Source organism: Streptomyces sp. NPDC017943 (assembly GCF_044328425.1).
GTDB classification, from domain to species: Bacteria; Actinomycetota; Actinomycetes; order Streptomycetales; family Streptomycetaceae; genus Streptomyces; species Streptomyces djakartensis_A.
The window spans coordinates 279391-303889 of record NZ_JBIRHH010000006.1 but is presented as its reverse complement, the minus strand read 5'-3'; the positions used below and the strand labels follow the sequence as shown (position 1 = coordinate 303889).

The 24499-nt window shown below is 72.9% G+C and carries 20 protein-coding genes and 2 pseudogenes; 10 read left to right on the top strand and 12 right to left on the bottom strand.

Annotated features, from left to right (window positions below; translation table 11 throughout):
- Positions 1–235: 235 nt before the first annotated feature.
- From ACH4C6_RS21405 to ACH4C6_RS21385, 5 genes and pseudogenes are all read right to left on the bottom strand, one after another.
- Positions 236–1624, bottom strand: coding sequence for an APC family permease (locus ACH4C6_RS21405; RefSeq protein ID WP_398110173.1), 1389 nt, complete (start codon positions 1622–1624; stop codon positions 236–238).
- A 220-nt stretch (positions 1625–1844) separates the two neighbouring features.
- Complete coding sequence (gene mmsA / locus ACH4C6_RS21400) at positions 1845–3347, bottom strand: CoA-acylating methylmalonate-semialdehyde dehydrogenase (protein ID WP_398110172.1); 1503 nt, start codon at positions 3345–3347, stop codon at positions 1845–1847.
- Positions 3344–3544: pseudogene (locus tag ACH4C6_RS21395) on the bottom strand (hypothetical protein); the annotation flags it as partial. The gene mmsA and the pseudogene ACH4C6_RS21395, both read right to left, overlap by 4 nt.
- Before the next feature lie 12 nt (positions 3545–3556).
- Positions 3557–3673: pseudogene (locus ACH4C6_RS21390) on the bottom strand (5-deoxy-glucuronate isomerase); the annotation flags it as partial.
- Between the two features lie 47 nt (positions 3674–3720).
- On the bottom strand, positions 3721–3858 hold the full coding sequence (locus ACH4C6_RS21385; protein WP_398110171.1) for a hypothetical protein: 138 nt from the start codon (positions 3856–3858) through the stop codon (positions 3721–3723).
- A gap of 391 nt (positions 3859–4249) precedes the next feature.
- On the opposite strand from ACH4C6_RS21385, the gene ACH4C6_RS21380 reads away from it, so the two are divergent.
- On the top strand, positions 4250–4450 hold the full coding sequence (locus ACH4C6_RS21380) for a MerR family transcriptional regulator (protein WP_333933447.1): 201 nt from the start codon (positions 4250–4252) through the stop codon (positions 4448–4450).
- Positions 4451–4519: 69 nt separating this feature from the next.
- Here ACH4C6_RS21380 and ACH4C6_RS21375 read toward each other — a convergent pair whose 3' ends face one another.
- The gene (locus tag ACH4C6_RS21375) at positions 4520–5563 is read right to left on the bottom strand and encodes a zinc-dependent alcohol dehydrogenase family protein (RefSeq protein ID WP_398110170.1); all 1044 of its coding nucleotides are present in this window, start codon (positions 5561–5563) and stop codon (positions 4520–4522) included.
- 211 nt (positions 5564–5774) lie between these two features.
- Here ACH4C6_RS21375 and ACH4C6_RS21370 point away from each other — a divergent pair, with 211 nt between their 5' ends.
- A complete protein-coding gene (locus tag ACH4C6_RS21370) occupies positions 5775–6014 on the top strand; it encodes a heavy-metal-associated domain-containing protein (protein WP_369195535.1) in 240 nt (79 codons plus the stop codon).
- 148 nt (positions 6015–6162) lie between these two features.
- A complete protein-coding gene (locus tag ACH4C6_RS21365) occupies positions 6163–8403 on the top strand; it encodes a heavy metal translocating P-type ATPase (protein ID WP_398110169.1) in 2241 nt (746 codons plus the stop codon).
- Positions 8404–9106: 703 nt separating this feature from the next.
- On the opposite strand, the gene ACH4C6_RS21360 is transcribed toward ACH4C6_RS21365, so the two are convergent.
- The 3 genes from ACH4C6_RS21360 to ACH4C6_RS21350 form a co-directional block, all read right to left on the bottom strand.
- Positions 9107–10396 (bottom strand): citrate synthase, encoded by a 1290-nt coding sequence (locus tag ACH4C6_RS21360; protein ID WP_398110168.1) that lies wholly within the window; start codon positions 10394–10396, stop codon positions 9107–9109.
- 178 nt (positions 10397–10574) lie between these two features.
- Positions 10575–12854 carry an ATP-dependent RecD-like DNA helicase gene (locus ACH4C6_RS21355; protein ID WP_398110167.1) on the bottom strand — a complete coding sequence of 760 codons (2280 nt, stop codon included), beginning with the start codon at positions 12852–12854 and terminating at the stop codon, positions 10575–10577.
- A 295-nt stretch (positions 12855–13149) separates the two neighbouring features.
- Positions 13150–14022, bottom strand: coding sequence for an alpha/beta fold hydrolase (locus ACH4C6_RS21350; RefSeq protein ID WP_398110166.1), 873 nt, complete (start codon positions 14020–14022; stop codon positions 13150–13152).
- A gap of 68 nt (positions 14023–14090) precedes the next feature.
- On the opposite strand from ACH4C6_RS21350, the gene ACH4C6_RS21345 reads away from it, so the two are divergent.
- On the top strand, positions 14091–14567 hold the full coding sequence (locus tag ACH4C6_RS21345) for a MarR family winged helix-turn-helix transcriptional regulator (RefSeq protein ID WP_398110165.1): 477 nt from the start codon (positions 14091–14093) through the stop codon (positions 14565–14567).
- Between the two features lie 507 nt (positions 14568–15074).
- Here ACH4C6_RS21345 and ACH4C6_RS21340 read toward each other — a convergent pair.
- Positions 15075–15668: a CGNR zinc finger domain-containing protein gene (locus ACH4C6_RS21340; protein WP_398110164.1), complete on the bottom strand. Its 594-nt coding sequence runs from the start codon at positions 15666–15668 to the stop codon at positions 15075–15077.
- 86 nt (positions 15669–15754) lie between these two features.
- Here ACH4C6_RS21340 and ACH4C6_RS21335 point away from each other — a divergent pair, with 86 nt between their 5' ends.
- Entirely contained in the window at positions 15755–16594 is an 840-nt protein-coding gene (locus ACH4C6_RS21335; protein WP_398110163.1) for an MBL fold metallo-hydrolase, read from the top strand.
- Here the strand turns inward: ACH4C6_RS21335 and ACH4C6_RS21330 are convergent.
- Entirely contained in the window at positions 16566–17216 is a 651-nt protein-coding gene (locus tag ACH4C6_RS21330; protein WP_398110162.1) for a dihydrofolate reductase family protein, read from the bottom strand. The two genes, ACH4C6_RS21335 and ACH4C6_RS21330, sit on opposite strands and share 29 nt — an antisense overlap.
- Before the next feature lie 309 nt (positions 17217–17525).
- Between ACH4C6_RS21330 and ACH4C6_RS21325 the strand changes: the two genes are divergently transcribed.
- The 5 genes from ACH4C6_RS21325 (at position 17526) to rbsD (ending at position 23389) form a co-directional block, all read left to right on the top strand.
- Positions 17526–18545 carry a LacI family DNA-binding transcriptional regulator gene (locus tag ACH4C6_RS21325; RefSeq protein ID WP_398110161.1) on the top strand — a complete coding sequence of 340 codons (1020 nt, stop codon included), beginning with the start codon at positions 17526–17528 and terminating at the stop codon, positions 18543–18545.
- Positions 18542–20077, top strand: a complete 1536-nt coding sequence (locus ACH4C6_RS21320; RefSeq protein WP_398110160.1) for a sugar ABC transporter ATP-binding protein — start codon at positions 18542–18544, stop codon at positions 20075–20077. Before ACH4C6_RS21325 ends, ACH4C6_RS21320 begins: the two co-directional genes overlap by 4 nt.
- The gene (locus ACH4C6_RS21315) at positions 20067–22013 is read left to right on the top strand and encodes a substrate-binding domain-containing protein (RefSeq protein ID WP_398110159.1); all 1947 of its coding nucleotides are present in this window, start codon (positions 20067–20069) and stop codon (positions 22011–22013) included. The genes ACH4C6_RS21320 and ACH4C6_RS21315 overlap by 11 nt, the downstream gene beginning before the upstream one ends.
- 75 nt (positions 22014–22088) lie before the next feature.
- A complete protein-coding gene (locus tag ACH4C6_RS21310; protein ID WP_398110158.1) occupies positions 22089–23003 on the top strand; it encodes a ribokinase in 915 nt (304 codons plus the stop codon).
- Positions 23000–23389, top strand: a complete 390-nt coding sequence (gene rbsD / locus ACH4C6_RS21305) for a D-ribose pyranase (protein ID WP_398110157.1) — start codon at positions 23000–23002, stop codon at positions 23387–23389. The genes ACH4C6_RS21310 and rbsD overlap by 4 nt, the downstream gene beginning before the upstream one ends.
- Positions 23390–23618: 229 nt before the next feature.
- On the opposite strand, the gene ACH4C6_RS21300 is transcribed toward rbsD, so the two are convergent.
- The gene (locus ACH4C6_RS21300) at positions 23619–24416 is read right to left on the bottom strand and encodes a sugar phosphate isomerase/epimerase family protein (RefSeq protein ID WP_398110156.1); all 798 of its coding nucleotides are present in this window, start codon (positions 24414–24416) and stop codon (positions 23619–23621) included.
- Between the last annotated feature and the right edge of the window lie 83 nt (positions 24417–24499).

The following is a 24499-nucleotide window of genomic DNA, read 5'->3' as shown; positions in this document are numbered from 1 at the left end:
TTGTCGACCGGAGGCCGAAGTGCGGGGCCTTCCAGGGGTGTACACGGAGTTTGCGGCGTACTGCGGGTGGTGTACGGCGTGCAGCTCGGGGGAGGTGCTGTTGTCGGCCGGGTGGTGTACGGCGTGGAGCTCGGGAGTTGCTGTCGTCTGCCGGGTGCGGGTGCTTCGGAGTTGCTCGCGCAGTTCCCCGCGCCCCTGAGGGCATGCAGCTCCCGGCGCTGCCGAAGAACCGTCCTCACTCCTCCGGTACCGACACCAGCCAGCGCGTCTCCCGGCGCGGGCGCAGGTACAGCGCCCAGTACAGGGTGGCCGCCGCCGTGATGCCGCCGGTCCAGAGCAGGTACGTCGGATCCTGCTGGACCAGGACGTAGACCAGGACCACGATCAGCAGGAGCGGGGCCGCCGGCCACAGGGGCATGCGCCAGGCCGGGGTGTGCCGGTGGGCGCCGCGGCGGGAGAGCAGCGCGGCGACGGCGACCAGGAGGTACATGCCGGTCACCGAGACGCCGGTGACGCCGTAGAGGGTGTCCAGGTCGACGAAGCACAGGGCGGCGCCGGGGACGCCGACGGCGAGCGTGGAGACCCAGGGCGAGCCGAAGCGGCCGAGGCGGGAGAAGAGGCCGTTGACCGGGGAGGGCCACGCCTTGTCACGGGCGGAGGCGAACAGCACGCGCGAGTTCTGGATGACCATCACGATCCCGGCGTTGATGATGGCCAGGGCCACGCAGAGGCTGACGAACGTGCCGACGGCCGAGTTGGACCAGGCGGTGACCATGGCGCCGATGTCGCCGCCCGTCAGCGCGGCGAGGTCCGGGGCGCCCAGGGTGATGGCGGCCACGGGGACGAGGATGATCACGGCGGAGATGGCCAGGGTGGCCAGGACCGTGCGGGCGACCGAGCGGCGGGGGTTCTCCAGTTCCTCGGAGAGGTAGACCGCGGTGGAGAAGCCCTGGGTGACGAAGAGGGCGATCGCCAGTCCGGAGACGACGAGCAGGGCCGTCACCGTGTCCGGGGCGCCGCTCGGCCCGGCCACCTCCATCGAGGTCAGGGCACCGGGCCCGCGCTCGGCGTGGGCGAAGCCGAGGATGGCCACCACGGCCGCCGCGATGACCTCCAGGACCAGGAAGATCCCGGTGATCCAGGCGTTGGCCCGCAGGTCGAGCAGGCCCGCCAGGGTCGCCAGGAGCATCACCGAGGCGCCCGTCCAGGACGGGTCGAGGTGGACGAGCGGGGCGAGGTAGTCGGCCGTGCCCATGGCGATGACCGGAGGGACGATCATCACGACGAGCAGGGAGAGCACGAAGACCAGCCAGCCCGCGAGCCGGCCGGCCAGCGTCGACACCATCGCGTACTCCCCGCCGGCACTCGGGATGAGGGTGCCGAGCTCGGAATAGCAGAACGCCACCGCGACGCAGAGCAGCGAACCGATGGCGATGGTGAGGGCGGTGGCGGTGCCGAGCGTGCCGAACAGGTCGGGGACCACCACGAACAGGGTGGAGGCGGGGGTCACGCAGGACAGCGTGAGCAGGGTGCCGCCGACCACGCCGATGGAGCGCTTCAGCTTCTTGGGGCCACCCGGCGCCTGCGCGACGGTGGCCTCGACAGGGGTGAGGGTGTCGGTCACGTGAGGGATGCAACATCGACGGAAACCATCACGTCAATGCCTCTTCACCTACGGAATCCGCAGCCAGAGGCGAGTCTTTCAGCCGTTAACGTTGCGTTAACGTCTTCTGCGCCACGGATCCGGCGCGTGCGGGAACCGCAGGGCGGGCGGGTAAAAAAGTGGGGCCGTCCGCGATGCGGACGGCCCCGGTGCACGGTGCCGGTGGTCCCGGCGCCCGGTGTCAGTGGTTGCGCGGGAAGCCCAGGTCGACGCCCGCGGGGGCGTCGGCCGGGTCGGGCCAGCGGGTGGTGACGACCTTGCCGCGGGTGTAGAAGTGCGTGCCGTCGTTGCCGTAGATGTGGTGGTCGCCGAAGAGCGAGTCCTTCCAGCCGCCGAAGCTGTGGTAGCCGACGGGGACCGGGATCGGGACGTTCACGCCGACCATGCCCGCCTCGACCTCCAGCTGGAAGCGGCGGGCCGCGCCGCCGTCCCGGGTGAAGATCGCGGTGCCGTTGCCGAACGGCGAGGCGTTGATCAGGTCCAGGGCCTCCTCGTAGGTCTCGGTGCGCAGCACGCACAGGACCGGGCCGAAGATCTCGTCCTGGTAGGCCTTGGCGGACGTGGGGACCTTGTCGAGCAGCGAGATGCCGATCCAGTGGCCGTCCTCGAAGCCCTCCACCGTGTGGCCGGTGCCGTCCAGGACGACCTCGCAGCCCTCGGCCGCCGCGCCCTCGACGTAGGAGGCCACCTTGTCGCGGTGGACCTTGGTGATGAGCGGGCCCATCTCGGAGGCCGGGTCGTTGCCGGGGCCGATCGTGATCTTCTCGGCGCGCTCGCGGATCTTCTGCACGAGTTCGTCGCCGATCGCGCCGACCGCGACGACGGCCGAGATGGCCATGCAGCGCTCGCCGGCGGAGCCGTAGGCAGCCGAGACGGCGGCGTCGGCAGCCGCGTCGAGGTCCGCGTCCGGGAGGACGAGCATGTGGTTCTTCGCACCGCCCAGGGCCTGCACGCGCTTGCCGTTGGCGGAGGCGGTGGTGTGGATGTAGCGGGCGATGGGGGTCGAGCCGACGAAGGAGACGGCCTTGACGTCCGGGTGCTCCAGCAGGCGGTCGACGGCCACCTTGTCGCCGTGGACGACGTTGAAGACGCCGTCGGGCAGGCCCGCCTCGGCGAGCAGCTCGGCGAGCCTGACGGACGCGGAGGGGTCCTTCTCGGAGGGCTTGAGCACGAACGTGTTGCCGCACGCGATGGCCACCGGGAACATCCACATCGGCACCATGGCCGGGAAGTTGAACGGCGTGATGCCGGCGACGACGCCGAGCGGCTGGCGCAGGGAGGAGACGTCGACGCGGCTCGCCACCTGCGTGGACAGCTCGCCCTTCAGCTGCACGTTGATGCCGCAGGCCAGGTCCACGATCTCCAGGCCGCGGGCGACCTCGCCGAGGGCGTCGGAGTGCACCTTGCCGTGCTCGGCGGTGATCAGCTCGGCGATCTCGTCGCGGTGCGCGTCGAGCAGCGCACGGAACCGGAACAGGATCGAGGTGCGCTGGGCCAGGGAGGACTGGCCCCAGGTGGCGAAGGCCTCCTTGGCGGCGGCCACCGCCGCGTCCACCTCGTCGACCGAGGCGAAGGCGACCTTCGTCGTCACCGCGCCGGTCGCCGGGTCCGTCACCGGCCCGTACGTGCCCGAGGCGCCTTCGGCGGTCTTGCCGCCGATCCAGTGGTTGACGATCTTCGTCATGGCCGGGAACTCCTTCGCAGATGGCGGCGTCGGGTGGAGACGTGCCGTTCGTACAGCTCATGTGCCTCGACCGCGGACTGCACTGTCGCGGTCTCGGCCACGGATCCATCCCACCAGTCCCGGGCGGCGGGCGCGCCCGACACTGTGTCTGCCGTTCGGGTCTCCGAGTGGACACATGTGGGAGTGCCGGCGGACCGGCGGCATCGGTGGACGGGGACCTCCGGCGCGGGGCCGTAGCGGGCGGGGAGTTGTCGCTCGCACTTCGCTCCTGCCAAAGCAAAGCGGCCTCCCGCGCCGGAGGCGATCTGGACCCGGGCGCGGCCTGGCGCGTCCGGGTGGCGGGGCTCTCCGGCGGCCGGAGGACGGGTACCGGTCACGTGACGGCCCCCGCGGTGACGGCCGAACCGCCGAGGACCGCACCGAAGGACGGGACCCGGGACGGGATCAGGCCCGTCCGGAGCGGGTGCGGATCCACTCCGAACCGCCCCCTGGTGATCAGGTCGTGCGCCATCACGGTCCCCTCGTGCTCGGCTCTCCCCGGCTTTCTAGCCCTCTTCCCGAAGCCATGTCAATGTTTTGTCCGGACATTCGGACCAGATCGCGACCGGGTTTCCGGCGCCGCGCCTCGCCCCTCTCCTCCGGGAAGGGCCCCGCCCTTCGTCAAGGCGCCCCGCCGCCGTCGGGGCGCGCGGCTTTGCGCCGGGTCTGTCACAAACACCTCCCCCGTGTCACACATGTCGCGCGTACGCGGGTCTTGCGTCACACCCGTCCCACAGGCCCTGTCCCGTCCCGGGGGGTGTCGTTGACCGGACACAGGCTTGTTGATCGCCAGCGCAGCACCCGGCTCCCCCGGACGGCCGGCCCCCGGCCGCCGCCGCGGTGCGCGCGGGGAGGTGCACGTCATGACCGACCGAAGGCTCTGGTCGTACAAGGAGATCGCGGCGCACATCCGGGTGCAGCCGGACACCGTGCGGTCCTACCGCAAACACGGGCTGCTGCCGCCGCCCGACCACGTGGAGGGCGGCAAGCCCTTCTGGTACGCCGACACCGTCCGGGCCTGGGTGGCCGCCCGGCCCGGCAACCGGGGCCGGAGGGCGGACTGACCCGCCGCACCCCCGAGTCCACCGTGCCGTGCCCCGCCTCCGGGCGGGGCACAGCCGTTCCCGGCGGTGTCAGCGCCAGGGCTCGGCGACCGTCACCCCCGGCGCGGGCGCCGTCCCCATCGCCGCCAGCGCGGCCGGCACCTCCTCCAGCCCGACCACCGACGTCACCAGCAGGTCCGGGCGCAGCACCCCGCCGCGGACCAGTTCCAGCATCGGCGGGTAGGCGTGGGCGGCCATGCCGTGGCTGCCGAGCAGTTCCAGCTCCAGGGCGATCGCACGGGCCATCGGTACGGCTGTGGTGCCGTCCGGTGAGGGCAGCAGGCCGACCTGGACGTGGCGGCCGCGGCGGCGCAGCCCGTCGACGGAGGCGGCGCAGGTGACGGGTGAACCGAGGGCGTCGAGGGAGAGGTGGGCGCCGCCGCCGGTGAGGTCGCGCACGGCCGCCGCGGTGTCCGGCACGGCCGACGCGTCCAGGCAGTGCGCCGCGCCGAACGTCCGGGCCAGTTCCAGGGCCCCGGCCGACACGTCCACCGCCACCACGCGGGCCCCGGAGGCCGCGGCGATCATCACCGCCGACAGCCCGACCCCGCCGCAGCCGTGCACGGCGACCCACTCCCCCGCCGCGACCCTGCCCTGCTGCACCACCGCCCGCCAGGCCGTGGCGAACCGGCAGCCCAGCGAGGCCGCCGTCGCGTACGACAGCTCCTCGGGCAGCGCCACGAGGTTGACGTCGGCGTGGTCCAGCGCCACGTACTGCGCGAAGGAGCCCCAGTGGGTGAAGCCCGGCTGGGTCTGGCGCTCGCACACCTGGTGGTCGCCGGCCGCGCAGGAGGGGCAGGTGCCGCAGGCGCAGACGAACGGCACGGTGACCCGGTCGCCCGGCCGCCACCGGGTCACCCGGGCGCCCACCGACTCGACGACCCCGGCGAGTTCGTGCCCGGGCACGTGCGGCAGCGTGATGTCCGGATCGTGCCCCTGCCAGCCGTGCCAGTCGCTGCGGCACAGCCCGGTGGCCTCGACCCGCACGACGACCCCGTGCCCGGCGGGCCTCGGATCGGCCACCTCCCGCACCTCGGCCGCTTCCCCGTACCGCTCGAACACCACGGCCCGCATGCCCCGCCCGCCTTCCGTCCCGGCCCGCCCGGCTGCGCGGGAGGCCCCCGCGACCCGGCCGTCGGCCCCTGCGGGGGAACGCTAGCCGCCGGGGTGACGCCCGGCCGGTGGGGCGTCCGGGACTCATACCCCCTAGGGGTACAGTGGAGAGAAGCGGGGGAACCCCTCACGGGCCCCCGCGGCCCCACACGCCTCGACGAGGAGCAACGACATGACCGCCCAGACCGACACCACGGGCCCCGTCACCACCGTCTTCAAGGTGAGCGGCATGAGCTGCGGACACTGCGAAGGCGCCGTCTCCGGCGAGATCGCGCAGCTCCCCGGCGTCAGCGAGGTGACGGCCGTCGCCTCCACCGGTGAGGTCACCGTCGTCTCCGCGGCCCCGCTCGACGACGAGGCCGTGCGCGCGGCCGTCGACGAGGCCGGTTTCGAACTGTCCGGCCGGGCCTGACCCACCGACGCCGGGGCCCGGCGCCCGCACCGAGGTGTCGAGCGGCCCGGCCCCGGCACTCGTACCCGGTACGGGCCGTGCGCAGCCGTTCCCGGCCCGTGCGGCCCGTACCGTCCGGCGGGCACACCGCGTCACCTGGAGCGACGACATGACCAGCACCACCGGCCGGGCACCGGCCGGCCACGAGCCGGCGGCCACCGAGACCGAACTGCTCATCGGCGGCATGACCTGCGCCGCGTGCGCCGCGCGCGTGGAGAAGAAGCTCAACCGCATGGACGGGGTGAGCGCCACGGTGAACTACGCGACGGAGAAGGCCCGGGTCACCCACCCCGCGGAGGTCGGGGTCGACGAGCTGATCGCCACCGTGGTGCGGACCGGCTACACGGCCGAGGAGCCCGCGCCGCCCGCCGAGGAGACGCCCGCGGCCGAGGAGGCGGATCCCGCGCTGTCGGCCCTGCGCCGGCGCCTCGTGGTCTCGGTCGGCCTCGCCCTGCCGGTCGTGCTGCTCGCCATGGTCCCGGCCCTGCAGTTCGACAACTGGCAGTGGCTCTCGCTCACCCTGGCCGCGCCGGTCGTGGTCTGGGGCGGGCTGCCCTTCCACAAGGCGGCCTGGACGAACGCCCGGCACGGCGCCGCCACCATGGACACCCTGGTCTCCCTGGGCACGCTGGCGGCGTTCGGCTGGTCCCTGTGGGCGCTGTTCCTGGGCGACGCGGGCCTGCCGGGCATGCGCCACCCCTTCGAGCTGACGGTCGCCCGCGGCGACGGCGCCTCCACGATCTACCTGGAGGTGGCCTCCGGCGTCACCGCCTTCATCCTGCTGGGGCGCTGGCTGGAGGCCCGCTCCCGGCGCCGCGCGGGAGCGGCCCTGAGGGCGCTGATGGAGTTGGGCGCCAAGGACGTGACCGTGCTGCGCGACGGACGCGAGGTGCGGATCCCGGCCCAGCGGCTGGCCGTGGGCGACCGGTTCGTCGTCCGGCCCGGCGAGAAGATCGCCACCGACGGCACGGTCGTGGAGGGCGCCTCCGCGGTGGACGTGTCGATGCTGACCGGCGAGTCGGTGCCGGTGGACGTCGCGGCCGGGGACGCGGTCACCGGTGCCACGGTGAACGCGGGCGGCCGGCTGGTCGTCGAGGCCACCCGGGTCGGCGCCGGGACGCGGCTCGCGCGCATGGCCCGGCTGGTGGAGGACGCGCAGAGCGGCAAGGCGGAGGTGCAGCGGCTGGCCGACCGGGTCGCCGGGGTGTTCGTCCCGGTGGTGCTGTTCCTCGCCGTCGCCACGGCCGGGGCCTGGCTCGGGCTGACCGGGGACGGCGTCGCCGCGTTCACGGCCGCGGTGGCCGTGCTGATCATCGCCTGCCCCTGCGCCCTGGGTCTGGCCACCCCGACCGCGCTGATGGTCGGCACCGGCCGCGGCGCCCAGCTCGGCATCCTCATCAAGGGCCCGGAGGTGCTGGAGTCCACCCGCCGGATCGACACGGTCGTGCTGGACAAGACCGGCACCGTCACCACCGGCCGCATGACGTTGCAGGAGGTCCACGCCGGCGAGGGGACGGACGAAAAGGAGGTGCTGCGGCTGGCCGGAGCCGTCGAGCACGCCTCCGAGCACCCCGTCGGCCGCGCGATCGCCCTGGGCGCCGCCGACAGGACCGGGGACCTGCCCGGGGTCGAGGACTTCCGCAGCGTGCCCGGCCGGGGCGTGCGCGGCCGGGTGGAGGGCCGCGAGGTCGCCGTGGGGCGGCTCTTCGACGAGGTGCCGCCGGACCTCGCCCGGGTGCGGGAGGAGGCCGAGCGGGCGGGACGCACGGCCGTCCTGGCCGGCTGGGACGGGACGGCGCGGGCCGTGCTCAGCGTGGCGGACGCGGTCCGCGACACCAGCGCCGAGGCCGTGCGCGAGCTGCGCGCGCTGGGACTGGCACCGGTACTGCTGACCGGCGACCACCGCACGGTGGCCGAGGCGGTGGCCGAAGCCGTGGGGATCGAGCGGGTGGTCGCCGAGGTCCTGCCCGAGGACAAGGTCGACGCCGTGCGGCGGTTGCAGGCCGAGGGGCGGGTCGTCGCCATGGTGGGCGACGGCGTCAACGACGCGGCCGCGCTCGCCACCGCCGATCTGGGCCTCGCCATGGGCACGGGCACGGACGCGGCGATCGAGGCGGGCGACCTGACCCTCGTCCGCGGCGACCTGCGGGCGGCCGCGGACGCGATCCGGCTCTCCCGCCGTACCCTGGCGACGATCAAGGGCAATCTCGTCTGGGCCTTCGGCTACAACGTGGCCGCGCTGCCCCTGGCGGCCGCGGGCCTCCTGAACCCCATGATCGCGGGGGCCGCGATGGCCTTCTCGTCGGTCTTCGTGGTCACCAACAGCCTCCGACTGCGGACATTCAGGTGAACTCGCCCGAATTCGCCGTAAATTCACGGCGAACGTGATTTGAACCCCTCTGGAGTCCCGGGCCCGGCTCACATAAGCTCTTCACAAGGCTCGCGCATCATCCTTACGCTGGGACCCCCCGGATGGCATATCCGGGCTCTTGCCCATCTATAGGACATATGCAAGAGACGCAGATCACAGTGATGTGAACGTAACCATCCGAGGGGTTCGAAGGTCTAAGTTGACGATGTCAGGAAGCGTCTTGGGGGGCGCGACCCGACATCTGGGGATGTCTTGGGGGACTTCCCCGGAGATGCGTTGCCGGGGCACGTACACCGGGAAGCTTTGAGCGGCCCTCCCGGGCGTGCGCTGTCCCGGCAGATCGCACCTCGTACAAGGAGTACGGCGAGTTCCGCCCGTCGTGCTCGCACAGCGATTCAGGCGCTGTCCTCACAGACGCCCGGCCGGATCCCGTGGGGGGAATCCGTACCGGGACTGGGAAGGCGCCCTGGTCGTCGGCCCGTGGGGGGACCGACGCCGGGGCGCCTTCTTCATTGCGTAAGAAATCCCGTGAAAGATCACTCCGTGCCCGTTCCCGTGTCTGCGTTTACGCGTGCGCGTGCGCGTGCGGCGGAGCCCCGGGCACGCCCGAGCCCCCGTCGTCCGGCGGCCGGACGGCGGGGGCTCGGGCGGAAGGGCGACCCAGGGCTGCCGGGCGGCTGCCTCAGCGCTCCTCGACGGGGACGAAGTCGCGCTCGACGACACCCGTGTAGATCTGGCGCGGACGGCCGATGCGGGAGCCCGGCTCCTTGATCATCTCGTGCCACTGGGCGATCCAGCCCGGCAGCCGGCCGAGGGCGAACAGGACCGTGAACATCTCGGTCGGGAAGCCCATGGCCCGGTAGATCAGGCCGGTGTAGAAGTCGACGTTCGGGTAGAGGCTGCGCTGGACGAAGTAGTCGTCGGAGAGCGCGTGCTCCTCCAGCTTCAGCGCGATGTCCAGCAGCTCGTCGGACTTGCCGAGGGCGGACAGCACGTCGTGCGCGGCGGCCTTGATGATCTTGGCGCGGGGGTCGAAGTTCTTGTAGACCCGGTGGCCGAAGCCCATCAGGCGGACGCCGTCCTCCTTGTTCTTCACCTTGCGGATGAAGGAGTCGACGTCGCCGCCGGAGTCGCGGATGCCCTCCAGCATCTCCAGCACGGACTGGTTGGCGCCGCCGTGCAGCGGGCCCCACAGCGCGTTGATGCCGGCGGAGATCGAGGCGAACATGTTCGCCTGCGAGGAGCCGACCAGGCGGACCGTGGAGGTCGAGCAGTTCTGCTCGTGGTCGGCGTGCAGGATCAGCAGCTTGTCGAGCGCGGAGACCACGGTCGGGTCCAGCTCGTACTCCTGCGCCGGGACCGAGAAGGTCATGCGGAGGAAGTTCTCGACGTAGCCCAGGTCGTTGCGCGGGTAGACGAACGGGTGACCGATCGACTTCTTGTACGCGTACGCCGCGATCGTCGGGAGCTTGGCGAGCAGGCGGATCGTCGAGAGGTTGCGCTGGCGCTCGTCGAACGGGTTGTGGCTGTCCTGGTAGAACGTGGACAGCGCCGAGACGACCGAGGACAGCATGGCCATCGGGTGGGCGTCGCGCGGGAAGCCCTTGTAGAAGTTCTTGACGTCCTCGTGCAGCAGGGTGTGCTGCGTGATCTCGTTCTTGAACGAGGAGAGCTCGTCGACGGTCGGCAGCTCGCCGTTGATCAGCAGGTAGGCGACCTCCAGGAAGGTGGAGCGCTCGGCCAGCTGTTCGATCGGGTACCCGCGGTAACGCAGGATGCCCGCCTCGCCGTCCAGGTACGTAATGGCGGATTTGTACGCGGCGGTGTTGCCGTAACCGCTGTCCAGCGTCACCAGACCGGTCTGGGCGCGGAGCTTTCCGATGTCGAAGCCCTTGTCACCGACGGTGCTGTCGATCACCGGGTAGGTGTACTCGCCGTCGCCGTACCGCAGTACTACAGAGTTGTCGCTCACGTCTTCCCTCACCGACGTTGTGCCTCATCTTCGAGGTGCCCTGACTGTCTCTACCATCCCCCACTTGGCTCAGGAGAGTGCACTCGGGGTCGACCATCGGGCCTACTGACGGCACTGAGTGCCGCCAACTTGCCCATCCTGCCCCCTGTGATCCCCTTCCGGAAGTGGCTTGTGACCTTCACGACTCATTTGATCGATCATTTTTTGCCGAGCCGAGCCGGAAGTCGAGTGCCGTGCACCGCCGACCCGCCGACACCGTGCGCACCGCCTGGCCGATCGCCTTGCGCGAACCGACGAGGACGACCAGCCGCTTGGCGCGCGTGACCGCCGTGTAGAGCAGGTTGCGCTGGAGCATCATCCAGGCCCCCGTGGTGACCGGGATGACGACCGCCGGGTACTCGCTGCCCTGGGAGCGGTGGATCGTCACGGCGTAGGCGTGGGCCAGCTCGTCGAGCTCGTCGAACTCGTAGGCGACCTCCTCGTCCTCGTCCGTGAGCACCGTCAGGCGCTGGTCGACCGGGTCGAGCGAGGTCACCACGCCCACGGTGCCGTTGAAGACACCGTTGGTGCCCTTCTCGTAATTGTTGCGAATCTGGGTGACCTTGTCGCCGACGCGGAACACCCGGCCGCCGAATCTCTTCTCGGGCACGTCCGGGCGGCCCGGGGTGACGGCCTGCTGGAGCAGGCCGTTGAGCGTGCCCGCGCCGGCCGGACCGCGGTGCATGGGGGCGAGGACCTGCACGTCCCGGCGCGGGTCCAGGCCGAACTTGGCCGGGATGCGGCGCGCGGCCACGTCCACGGTTAGCCGGCCGGTCTCCTCCGTGTCGTCCTCGACGAAGAGGAAGAAGTCCTTCATGCCGTCGGTGACCGGGTGCTGCCCGGCATTGATGCGGTGGGCGTTGGTGACCACGCCGGACTGCTGCGCCTGGCGGAAGACCCGGGTGAGGCGGACGGCGGGGATCGGGCTGCCGTCGGCCAGCAGGTCCCGCAGCACCTCGCCCGCGCCGACGCTGGGCAGCTGGTCCACGTCCCCGACGAACAGCAGGTGCGCTCCGGGCGGGACGGCCTTCACGAGCTTGTTGGCCAGGAGCAGGTCGAGCATGGACGCCTCGTCGACCACCACCAGGTCGGCGTCCAGGGGGCGGTCGCGGTCGTAGGCCGCGTCCCCGCCCGGCTTGAGCTCCAGCAGGCGGTGGACCGTGGAGGCCTCGGCGCCGGTGAGTTCGGACAGGCGCTTGGCGGCCCGGCCGGTCGGCGCGGCGAGCACGACCTTGGCCTTCTTGGCGCGAGCCAGTTCCACGATCGAGCGGACCGTGAAGGACTTGCCGCAGCCCGGGCCGCCGGTCAGGACCGCGACCTTCTCGGTGAGCGCCAGCCGCACGGCGGCCTCCTGCTCGGGCGCGAGATCGGCGCCCGTGCGGCCCATCAGCCAGGTCAGCGCTTTGTCCCAGGCGACGGACGCGAAGCCGGGCATGCGGTCCTCGCCGGTGCGCAGCAGGCGCAGCAACTGGGCGGACAGGGAGAGTTCGGCGCGGTGGAAGGGGACGAGGTAGATGGCGGTGACGGGCTCGCCGCCATCGGGACCCGGCACCTTCTCCCGTACGACGCCGGGTTCCTCGCCGTCCTCCCGCGGCTCGGCCAGCTCGGCCAGGCACTCGATGACCAGGCCCGTGTCGACCTGGAGGAGCTTGACCGCATCCTTGATCAGCTGCTCCTCGGGCAGGAAGCAGTGGCCCTGGTCGGTGGACTGCGACAGCGCGTACTGAAGGCCCGCCTTGACGCGCTCGGGGCTGTCGTGCGGGATGCCGACCGACTGGGCGATCTTGTCGGCGGTGAGGAAGCCGATGCCCCACACGTCGGAGGCGAGCCGGTAGGGCTGGTTCTTCACCACGGCGATGGAGGCGTCGCCGTACTTCTTGTAGATGCGCACGGCGATGGACGTGGAGACCTCCACGGTCTGGAGGAACAGCATGACCTCCTTGATGGCCTTCTGCTCCTCCCAGGCGTCGGCGATCTTCTTCGTGCGCTTGGGGCCGAGGCCGGGGACCTCGACGAGCCGCTTGGGCTCCTCCTCGATGATCTTCAGGGTGTCCATGCCGAAGTGCTGGGTGATGCGGTCGGCGAAGACCGGGCCGATGCCCTTGACCAGGCCCGACCCGAGGTAGCGGCGGATGCCCTGGACGGTGGCCGGCAGGACCGTCGTGTAGTTCTCCACGTGGAACTGTTTGCCGTACTGGGGGTGGGAGCCCCAGCGGCCCTCCATGCGCAGGGACTCGCCGACCTGGGCGCCGAGCAGCGCCCCGACGACCGTGAGCAGGTCGCCGCCGCCTCTGCCGGTGTCGACCCGGGCGACCGTGTAGCCGTTCTCCTCGTTGGCGTACGTGATGCGCTCCAGCACGCCCTCCAGCGTGGCCGGTCGCCGCTCGCCCGCATGGGCGGCCCCCGCCTGATCGGTCATGATCCGACGGTACCGCCCGGGTACGACAACGGTGGCGGGCATGGGCCGCAGAGGCGCCCGGCCCGTGGCGGCCCGGCTTGGGGGGCAGCCGCGGGGTTCCTCTGCTCGTCGGGCCGTGCGGGACGGGCGAGTGGATGAGCCGAGCCCGGTTCCCGGTGCCGGCGTTCGGTTCGGTCGCCGGGGCGTCGCCGGTGCGTGACAGCCTGCTCGGTGAGGACGACCGCAGGGGCGCGGGGAAATCGCAGCAGGGTCCGGCGGGAGTGAGGGGACGGCGCTCCGGGAGGGGCGGGCGGGATCAGGCGTCGGGGCGGGTGAGGAAGCCGGTGACGCGCCGGGCGCAGACGGCCGGGTCGGCGAAGGGCAGCGCGTGGTGGGACACGTCCGGCAGGGTGGCGATCGTGACCTGCGGCAGCAGCGCCTCGGCCCGGGCGGTGACCGCGGCGGGGTCGTGCGTGCGGCCGGCCCCCGCGAGCAGCAGCAGGACCGGCGGCTCCAGGGCGCGCAGGGCGGCCGGCGCCGGACGGGGTCCGGTGACGGGACGCAGGGCGGGGAAACCGGCGGCCGCCTCCTGGAGGGCCAGCCAGTCGGGGTCCAGGCCGGCCCCGCCGGTCTCCCACTCCAGGAAGGCGCGCGCCCGGCGGGGCGTGGGCCGCAGCAGCGTCGGCAGCGCGTGCCACAGGTAGGCGGGCCGGAAGCCGGCGAAGCAGTTCGTCGGGTCCAGGAGCACCAGCCGGCGCACCCGGTCCGGGGCCCGCAGGGCGTGGTGCAGCGCGATCCACGCACCGTACGAGTGACCGGCCAGGTCGACCCTCGGCAGGCCCAACTCCGTGAGCAGGGCGTCCAGCCAGGCCGACAGGTCGGCGGCCGTGCGGGGACGGCGCTCGGGGTCGGCGGCGCTGCGGCCCGGCGCGCCGACCAGGTCGACGGCGTACAGCCGGTGGGCACGGGAGAGTTCGGCGGCCTGCCGGAACCAGGTCGCCGAGGTGGCGCCGCCCCCGCCGGGGAGCAGCAGGAGGGGAGGCCCGTCGGCGGGGCCGCACACCGTCACGTGCGTCGCGCCGAAGGGCGTGGGGACCGTCCGGGTCTCGCGGGACGCCGGCCACTTGGCCATGACCTTGTCGTAGGCGGCGAGGAAAGCGTCCATGTCGTACGGACCGCGCGCGTTCATGAGCCGGGGACCCCCTATTATCTCGCTCGACGAGATACTTGTTGAGCGAGATGGTAACGGAGGCTGGCATGTCCGGCGAGCAGATCGAGGAGTCCGTCGGGCCGGGGCCCGAGATGGAGGTCGTCCATCTCCTGCGGGCCGTCGCCGTCGAACTGGGCCGGCACAGCGCCCGGTTCGCCCAGCGCCACGGCCTGCACCCGACGGATGTGCGGGCGCTGATCGCCCTGATGGACGCGTCCCGCGCCGGCGAGGAGACCACGGCCGGCCGCCTCGGTGCCGCGCTCGGGCTCAACTCGGCGGGCACCACGGCCCTCGTGGACCGGCTGGAGCAGGCCGGGCACGTGCGGCGGGTGCGGGGCGCCGGCGACCGGCGGAAGGTCGTCGTGGAGGTGGAGGAACGGGCGGTCGCCCTCGGCCGGGAGCACTTCGGCCCACTGATCGACCACGCCGTGACCCTGTTGCGCTCCTACGACGAGCGGGAACTGGCCGCGATCCGCACGTTCCTGACGGGCGTTCGGGAAGCGGCCGCCGGGGAGGACACGTAGGGCCCCAGGCGAAGCGCCTGGCGAAAGGCCGGGCAGGTGCTGCCTGCCCGGGGGCAAGCGGCGGCTCGTGTGGGGGCGGACGGCGGTGCGGCCCGCACGCAGACACGGACCGCGGCGGACGGCGGTGCGGCTCGCCGGGGAGGCACGGAGGAGCGAGGGCCCGCACGGACGCGGACAGCGACCCGGGCCCCGCCCGGGGGGCGGAGACCGGTATGCAGAGCAGCGCGGCTCGCACGGCGGCTCGGACAGCGGCTCGCGGCGAGGGGCGGCAATGGCCGGCCCCAGCCCGCACGTGAGGGTCGACCGCAGCGTGACCCACCCGGAAGGGCGGGCGGCGGTAGCCCACACACTCGGGAAGCCGGACAGCGTCACGCCTCCACGGCCGTACGGACAGGGGTGCGGCCTGCCCGGCAGGGCAGGAGGCAGCGGGCGCTTCGGAGCGGGCAGTTGCGAGGTGCGAGCAGGGCCGGATCCGGTGGGTCGCGGGGTCCGGGGCCGGCGTCCGGCTCAGGCCTCGGCCGTTCTGCGGGCGTAGGCCCGGGCCGCGCGGGCGCGGTCGCCGCAGCGGGTGGAGCACCACTGGCGGCGGCCGTGACGGAGCAGGAAACGGTTGCAGGGCGGGGAGCCGCAGGCGGTGAGGCGTTCCGCCGCCGGGGACGTGAGCAGGTCGGCCGCGTCGGCGGCGAGCGTCGCGACGGCGAGGTCGACGATCGCGGTCGTGGGGTGCGGGGCGGTGCGGTACGGCCCGGTCCTGTCGTCCCACCGCAGCAGCGGGGCCGTGGGCACGCGGGTCATCGCGTCGTTGACCGCGTCGACGGCCGCCGGCAGGGCGGGCAGGCCCTCCGCCCGGGCGGCGAACAGCGATCTGATCTGCTCGCGCAGCGAGCGCAGTTGCGCCGCGCACATCTCCCGCATCCCGGCGTCGGCCGGCGCGAGTCCGCGCTCGGTGAGCCAGTGGTTGGCCTGCGCGGGCGAGCCCAGGAGATCGATCGTGTGCCCGCCGGGCAGGGCCATCGCGCTGTTGGCGAGGGCGAGGGACGGGTGCTCCTCCTCACCCTGGGCGGGCGGCGGGACGGGCTGCTCGGTCACGGACTCCTCCATGGTTCTCATGGTACGGCTTGCCGCCATCCGTGAGAAAGGGCTACGGTCTTCTCACGGTTCCACCACGTCTATCCGTGAGGTGCTGCATGTCCTCCACGTCCGTGCCCACCGGCGACCTCATCGTGCGCGTCTTCGGCGGCCCCACCGCCCTCTTCGAGTACGGCGGGCTGCGCTTCCTGACCGACCCGACCTTCGACGCCCCCGGCGACTACCCCCGGGGCGAGGCCAGGTTCCTGACCAAGACGGCACCCTCCGCCGCCTCCCCCGACGACCTCGGGCGCGTCGACGTGGTGCTCCTCTCCCACGACGAGCACCCCGACAACCTCGACGACTCCGGCCGCGCCCTGCTCGCCGGCGTCCCGCTGACCCTGACCACCCCCGGCGGCGGCAAGCGCCTGGGCGAGACCCTGGGCGAGCGGGTCCGGGGGCTGGCCGACTGGGAGTCCGTCGAGCTGGACCGGCCCGGGGGCGGCGCCGTGACCGTCACCGGCGTCCCGGCGCTGCACGGGCCCGGCACCCGCGAGGAGGTCGAGGCGGTCACCGGGCAGGTCGTCGGCTTCGTCCTGACCGGCGAGGGCCTGCCCACCGTCTACGTCAGCGGCGACAACGCCTCCCTCGACGCCGTCCGGGAGATCGCCGAGCGCTTCGGCCCCGTCGACACCGCCGTCCTCTTCGCCGGGGCGCCCCGCTTCCCCGTCCTCTTCGACAACCGGGTCATCGTGCTGGACAGCGCCATGGCCGCGGAGGCCGCGCGCGTCCTGGGCGCCCGCCGCGTCGTGCCCGTCCACTACGACAGCTGGGCCCACTTCACCGAGGGCCGCGACGACCTGGAGGCCGCCTTCGCCGCCGCCGGGCTCGCCGACCGCCTGGACTGGGGCACGGCCGTCCGACCTGACGTCACCTCCGCCAGAACAGGTGATGCGTGACCTTTCCGCTCGGGCTCGGCACGACATCGCGGTGGAAGCGGTCGAGCAGTTCCTCGGGGGACTCCCACAGCCGTGAGCCGGACCCGAGCACCACGTCGGGCGAGACCGCCACGTGCAGCGTGTCGACCAGGTCGGCGTCCAGGAACTGCCGGATGGTCGCCGCCCCGCCGCCGAGCCGGACGTCCTTGCCCCCGGCCGCCTTGCGCGCCAGGGCGAGGACCTCGGCCGGATCCCCGCCGACGAAGTGGAACGTCGTGTCGGAGAGCGTGAACGACGGGCGTTCGTGGTGGGTCATGACGAACACCGGGGTGTGGAAGGGGGGTTCGTCGCCCCACCAGCCCTGCCACTCGTGGTCCTGCCACGGGCCGCGGTGCGGGCTGAACTTGTTGCGGCCCATGATCTCCGCGCCGATGTTGTTCTTGAAATCGCGGGTGAGGTAGTCGTCGAGACCGCGACTGCCGCCCGGGGCGGTGCGGTTGGGCCAGCTCGCCGTGGCACCGGCCCAGGCGAACATCTCGCCCGGGTCGGCGTGGCCGAAGGGCCTCTCCAGGCTCTGGTTCTCCCCGGCGCCGAAGCCGTCGCTCGAGACGTTGAAATTCTGCACGCGCAGCAACTGGGGCACAGCGTTCCTCCTGTGGTCGACGCGATGTGGACCGCCCGGGCCGCCGGAACTCATCGGTGGCCCGGACCCCGGTTCCCGGCGCCGCCGCGATCCCGGCCCACCGCTGCTCCACAAGCCCTCCGCGGGGCCCCCACGCACCTCCACCCCCACCCGCCCCGGCCCGCTCCGCGACATCACGATCCGGTCAAGAGGGCTCGGGAGGTCTTGCCTCCCCGCCGTGTAATCGATTCCATGCACCCGTGGATGTAATCGATTCCACGAGCACCGCGAGGTGCTCACCCGACTGATCCACAAGGAGGTGGAGCGGCGGTGGCCAGCATCAAGGACGTCGCTGCCGAGGCGGGCGTCTCCGTCGCCACGGTCTCGCGCGTCCTGAACGAGCACCCGTCGGTCAGCGCCGCGGCACGCGCCCGCGTGCTGGCGGCCGTCGAGGCCCTGGGCTACCGCCCGAACGCCGTCGCCCGCTCGCTGCGCACCGACCAGACCCGCACCCTCGGCCTGGTCATCAGCGACGTGCTGAACCCGTACTTCACCGAACTGGCCCGCTCCGTCGAGGAGGAGGCCCGCGCGCTCGGCTACAGCGTGATCATCGGCAACGCCGACGAGCGGCCGGACCTCCAGGACCACCACGTACGCACCCTGCTCGACCGCCGGATCGACGGCCTGCTCGTCTCCCCGACGGACGGCGGCTCCCCGCTGATGCTGGACGCCGCGCGGGCCGGGACACCCATGGTCTTCGTCGACCGGTGGATCCCGGGCGTGGACGTGCCGGTGGTGCGGTCGGACGGGCGGAGCGCCGTACGGGACCTCGTGGCGCATCTGCACCGGCTGGGACACCGCAGGCTCGCCATCATCGCGGGCCCGGCGGCGACCACGACCGGCCGCGAGCGCGTGGAGGCCTTCCGGGAGGCGCTCGCCGCCTTCGGGCTGGACCTGCCCGGCACCTACATAGGGCAGGGCGACTTCCAGGCCGAGAGCGGACGGCGGGTCACCGAGGGCTTCCTCGACCTGGCCGAGCCGCCGGAGGTCGTGTTCGCGGCCGACAACCTGATGGCGCTGGGCGCGCTGGACGCCGTACGCGCGCGGGGACTGCGCGTGCCGGACGACCTCGCGCTGGCCGCCTTCGACGACATCCCGTGGTTCGTGCACACCGATCCGCCCATCACGGCGATCGCCCAGCCGACGGGCGAGCTGGGCCGGGCCGCCGTACGGGCCCTGGTCGACCGCATCGAGGGGCGGGCCGGGGAGTCCGTCACCCTTCCCGCCCGTCTCGTCGTGCGCCGCTCGTGCGGCGAGAACCCCACCCCAGTGCAAAGGAGCACGTCGTGAGCAACGCGGACGAGTTGCTGCGCATCGAGGGCATACGCAAGACCTTCCCGGGCGTGGTGGCGCTGGACGGCGTCGACTTCGACCTGCGCCGGGGCGAGGTGCACGTGCTGCTCGGTGAGAACGGCGCCGGCAAGAGCACCCTGATCAAGATGCTCTCCGGCGCCTACACGCCCGACGCCGGGCGGATCCTGGTGGGCGGCGAGGAGACGCGCATCCAGGGTGCGCAGGACTCCGAGCGGCTCGGGATCGCCACCATCTACCAGGAGTTCAACCTGGTCCCGGACCTGACCGTCGCCGAGAACATCTTCCTGGGCCGCCAGCCGCGCCGCCTCGGCATGATCGACCGCAAGCGGATGGAGGCCGACGCCGCGGTCCTGCTGAAGCGGGTCGGCCTGGACGTCCCCCCGCGCGCCCGGGTCCGCGAACTGGGCATCGCCCGCCTGCAGATGGTCGAGATCGCCAAGGCGCTCAGCCTGGACGCGCGCGTGCTCATCATGGACGAGCCGACGGCGGTGCTCACCTCCGAGGAGGTCGACACGCTCTTCGCGATCGTGCGCTCGCTGCGCGAGGACGGCGTCGGGATCGTGTTCATCACGCACCACCTGGAGGAGATCGCCGCGCTCGGCGACCGGGTCAGCGTGATCCGGGACGGCAGGAGCGTGGGCCAGGTGCCCGCCACCACGCCCGAGGACGAACTCGTCCGGCTGATGGTGGGGCGTTCCATCGAGCAGCAGTACCCGCGCGAGCGGGCCGGTCGCGGCCCCGCGCTGCTGACCGTCGAGGGGCTCACCCGCGACGGCGTCTTCCACGACGTGGGCTTCGAGGTGCACGCCGGTGAGGTCGTCGGCATCGCCGGTCTGGTCGGTGCCGGACGCACCGAGGTCGTCCGGGCGGTCTTCGGGGCCGACTCGTACGACGAGGGCAGCGTGAAGGTGTCCGGCGCGCCGGTGGCCAAGCACGACGTGAACGCGGCGATGACCGCCGGCATCGGCCTGGTCCCCGAGGACCGCAAGGGCCAGGGCCTGGTGCTGGACGCGTCCGTGGAGGAGAACCTCGGGCTGGTGACCCTGCGGTCGGCCACGCGCGCCGGGCTCGTCGACCTCAAGGGGCAGCGCGCGGCCGCCGAGCGGATCGCCGGGCAGCTGGGCGTGCGGATGGCGGGCCTCGGCCAGCACGTGCGCACGCTGTCCGGCGGCAACCAGCAGAAGGTCGTCATCGGCAAGTGGCTGCTCGCCGACACCAAGGTGCTCATCCTCGACGAGCCGACGCGCGGCATCGACGTCGGCGCCAAGGTCGAGATCTACCAGCTCGTCAACGAACTCACCGCCGCCGGCGCGGCCGTCCTGATGATCTCCAGCGACCTGCCCGAGGTGCTCGGCATGAGCGACCGGGTGCTGGTGATGGCCCAGGGCCGGATCGCCGGTGAACTCACCGCCGGCGAGGCGACCCAGGACGCCGTGATGGCCCTCGCCGTCAGCACCCCCACGACGACCACGACCACGACCGGAACGGAGGCCTCCGGTGGCCACTGACACGCTCAAGAGCACGACGGGCGCGGGTGGCGCCCCAGGAGGGCTGCGCCGCCTCCTGCTCGACAACGGCGCGCTCACCGCGCTCATCGTCCTCGTCGTCGCGATGTCGGCGCTGTCCGGCGACTTCCTGACGGCGGACAACCTGCTCAACGTCGGCGTCCAGGCGGCCGTGACCGCCGTCCTCGCCTTCGGTGTGACGTTCGTGATCGTCTCGGCGGGCATCGACCTGTCGGTCGGCTCGGTCGCCGCGCTGTCCGCCACGGTCCTCGCCTGGAGCGCCACCTCGGCGGGGGTCCCGGTGTTCCTCGCCGTGCTGCTCGCGATAGCGACGGGCATCGTCTGCGGCCTGGTCAACGGCGTCCTGATCTCCTACGGCAAGCTGCCGCCGTTCATCGCCACCCTCGCCATGCTGTCCGTGGCGCGCGGTCTGTCCCTGGTCATCTCCGAGGGCTCCCCCATCGCCTTCCCCGACTCGGTCTCCCACCTCGGCGACACGCTCGGCGGCTGGCTGCCGGTGCCGGTCCTGGTGATGATCGTGATGGGCCTGATCGCCGCCTTCGTGCTCGGCCGGACCTACATCGGCCGCTCCATGTACGCCATCGGCGGCAACGAGGAGGCCGCGCGGCTGTCCGGGCTGCGCGTGAAGCGGCAGAAGCTCGCCATCTACGCCTTCTCGGGTGTCTTCGCCGCCGTCGCCGGTGTCGTCCTGGCCGCCCGGCTCTCCTCCGCCCAGCCCCAGGCCGCCGACGGCTACGAGCTGGACGCCATCGCCGCGGTCGTCATCGGCGGCGCCTCGCTGGCGGGCGGTACGGGCAAGGCGTCCGGGACGCTCGTCGGCGCGCTGATCCTGGCCGTGCTGCGCAACGGGCTGAACCTGCTGAACGTGTCGGCTTTCTGGCAGCAGGTCGTCATCGGCGTCGTCATCGCGCTGGCGGTGCTGTTCGACACGCTGCGACGCAAGGCGGGGGCGACCCCGGTGGCGGCCGGGGCCGGCGGCCCCAAGGGCAGGCAGGCGGCGACGTACGCGCTGGCGGCCGTCGTCACGGTCGCGATCGTCGGCGCCACCTCGTTCCTGCACCACGGCTCCTCCTCGGACAAGCCGAAGCTGGGCCTGTCGCTGTCCACGCTCAACAACCCGTTCTTCGTGCAGATCCGGGCGGGCGCCCAGGCCGAGGCGGAGAAGCGCGGCATCGACCTGACCGTCACGGACGCCCAGAACGACGCCTCCCAGCAGGCCAACCAGCTGCAGAACTTCACCAGCTCCGAGCTGGACGCGATCATCGTCAACCCGGTGGACTCCGACGCGGCGAGCAACTCCGTGAAGGCCGCCGGCAAGGCGGACATCCCGGTCGTCGCCGTGGACCGCACCGTCAACGACGCGGCGGTGGACACCCTGGTCGCCTCCGACAACGTCGCCGGTGGCGAACTCGCCGCGAAGACCATCGCGGACAGGCTCGGCGGCAAGGGCAAGATCGTGATCCTCCAGGGCCAGGCGGGCACCTCCGCCGCCCGCGAGCGCGCCCAGGGCTTCGCGAAGGGGCTGGAGTCCTTCCCGGGCATCCAGGTCGTCGCGCAGCAGCCCGCCGACTTCGACCGCACCAAGGGACTCGACGTGATGTCGAACCTGCTGCAGGCCCACCCGGACGTGCGGGGCGTCATCGCCGCGAACGACGAGATGGCCCTGGGCGCGATCAAGGCGCTGGGGTCCAAGGCCGGCAAGTCGGTCCCGGTGGTCGGCTTCGACGGCACGCCTGACGGGCTGAAGGCGGTCGAGGGCGGCACGCTGTACGCGTCGGTCGCGCAGCAGCCGTCCCAGCTCGGCAGGATCGCCGTCGACAACGCCCTGAAGGCGCTCCGGGACAAGAAGGTCGAGCAGACGGTGAAGGTGCCGGTGAAGGTGGTCACGAAGGAGAACGTGGCCGGCTTCAGCGGCTGACGGCAGGGAACGGCGGGCGGTCGCACACGGCGTGCGCGACCGCCCGCCCGTGCCACTCACAAGGGGAGACGACACATGTACGACTACGACCTGCTGGTCGTGGGGTCGGCCAACGCCGACCTGGTGATCTCAGTGGAGCGCCGGCCCGGCGCGGGCGAGACCGTGCTCGGCTCCGACCTGGCCGTCCACCCGGGCGGCAAGGGCGCCAACCAGGCGGTCGCCGCCGCCCGGCTCGGGGCCCGCACGGCCCTGCTGGCCCGGGTCGGCGACGACGCGCACGGCCGGCTGCTGCTGGACTCGCAGCGCCGGGCCGGGGTCGACACGGTGGGGGTCCTGGTGGGCGGCGCGCCGACGGGCGTCGCGCTGATCACGGTCGACCCGTCCGGGGACAACAGCATCGTCGTCTCCCCGGGCGCGAACGGCCGCCTCACGCCCGAGGACGTGCGGGCCGCCGGGTGTCTGTTCCAGGGGTCCCGGGTGGTCTCGGCGCAGTTGGAGATCCCGCTGGAGTCGGTGGTGGAGGTGGTGCGGAACCTGGCTCCGGGGAGCCGTTTCGTCCTCAACCCCTCGCCGCCGCGGCCCCTGCCCCAGGAGGTGCTCGCGGCCTGTGACCCGCTGATCGTGAACGAGCACGAGGCGAAGGTGATCCTCGGTGGGGCGGCCGTCGGGGACGCCCCCAAGGACTGGGCGCGGATCCTGCTGGCGAAGGGCCCGAGGTCGGTGGTGGTGACGCTCGGCGCCGAGGGTGCGCTGGTGGCGTCGGCGCAGGGGGTCGCGCGGGTGCCGTCCGTGCGGGTGGAGGCCGTGGACACGACCGGCGCCGGGGACGCCTTCACGGCCGCCCTGGCCTGGCGGCTGGGGGCGGGCGAGTCCCTCGCGGACGCCGCGGCCTACGCGGCGCGGGTCGGGGCGGCGACGGTGCTGAAGGAGGGCGCGCAGGCCTCCTTCCCGACGGCGGCGGAGGTCGCGTCGCGGGGCGGGTCCGCGTGAAGAGGAGCGGGATACTCAACCGCCACCTGGCGGGCGCGCTGGCCGCCCTCGGCCACGGCGACGGGGTGCTGGTGTGCGACGCGGGCATGCCTGTGCCCGACGGCCCGCGTGTGGTGGACCTGGCGTTCCGGGCCGGGGTGCCGGCGTTCGCGGAGGTGCTGGACGGACTGCTCGCGGAACTGGTGGTCGAGGGGGCGACGGCCGCGGAGGAGGTCCGGGCGGCGAACCCGCGGGCGGCGGCGCTGCTGGAGGGGCACTTCCCCGCGCTGGAGCTCGTCCCGCACGAGCGTCTCAAGGAACTATCGTCCCGGGCCCGGCTGATCGTCCGCACGGGCGAGGCACGGCCGTACGCGAACGTGCTGCTGCGCTGCGGCGTCTTCTTCTGAGGCCCGGCGCCGTCCCGGACCCCGGAGACGTTTCGAGGGGACCCGGTCCGTCGACCGGGTCCCCTCGGCGTTTCCCCTCCCGTCAGGAACTCCCTCGATCCCCCCCGGAATCCCCCCGGAGGTCCTGACACCGGGTACGACCCGCGGAGGCGGCGGAGGGTTGCACGCCGGAACGAGAATTTTCCCCGCGCCCGTGCGGCGGCACCCCCGCAGGGCGCCGCCGGATGCGTCAGGCCGAGTCGTTCAGCAGGCGGTTCAGGTGGTCGCGGCCCTCTTCCAGGAGGTCGGGGAGCGGTGCCGCGTCCTCGTGCCAGCGCTTCTCGTACTCCCAGCACAGCCAGCCGTCCCAGCCGTGGCGGGAGAGGACCTCCACGCAGTCGGCGAGCGGGAGGACGCCCCGGCCCAGGGGCAGGGGGGTGGTGTCCTCGGCGGAGGCGATGTCCTTGACCTGGACGTAGCCGAGGTGCGGGGCGAGGGCCATGTAGGACTCGGAGGGCTGCTCGCCGCCGAGCCAGGTCTGCATGACGTCCCACAGGGCGCCGACCTGCCGGTGGCCGACCAGGCCGAGGACGCGCATGGCGTCGGCGGCGGTGCGGTGGGAGTCGTGGGTCTCCAGCAGGATGCGCACGCCGAGGTCGGTGGCGTACTCGGCGGCGGTGCCCAGGCGGCGGGCGGCCGTCGCGTCGGCCTCCTCGGGCGTCCGGGCCTCGCCCCCGGGGAAGACCCGCACGTACGGGGCGCCCAGGTCGCGGGCCAGGTCGAGCAGGGCCCGGAGCTCGGCCAGGACGAGGCCGTCGTCGCCGGGCGCGGCGACGCCCACGTAGCCGGCCAGTCCCAGGAGCTCCACACCCGCACCCTTGAACTCGGCCGCCACCTCGGCCCGCCGGTCCGGGTCGAGGCCGATGTGCACCGGCTCCTCGGGGTGGGTGCGCAGCTCCACTCCGTGGTAGCCGTGAGTGGTCGCGAGCCGCAGGACGTCGGGCAGCGGCAGGCCGGGGACACCGAGGGTGGAGAACGCGAGCTTCATGTGGACGGACACTACCCGCGAACCCCGCACGCGATTCCCCCTCACACCCCGGGTGTTGCGGACGGGTCCGGCCGCCGGTCCCG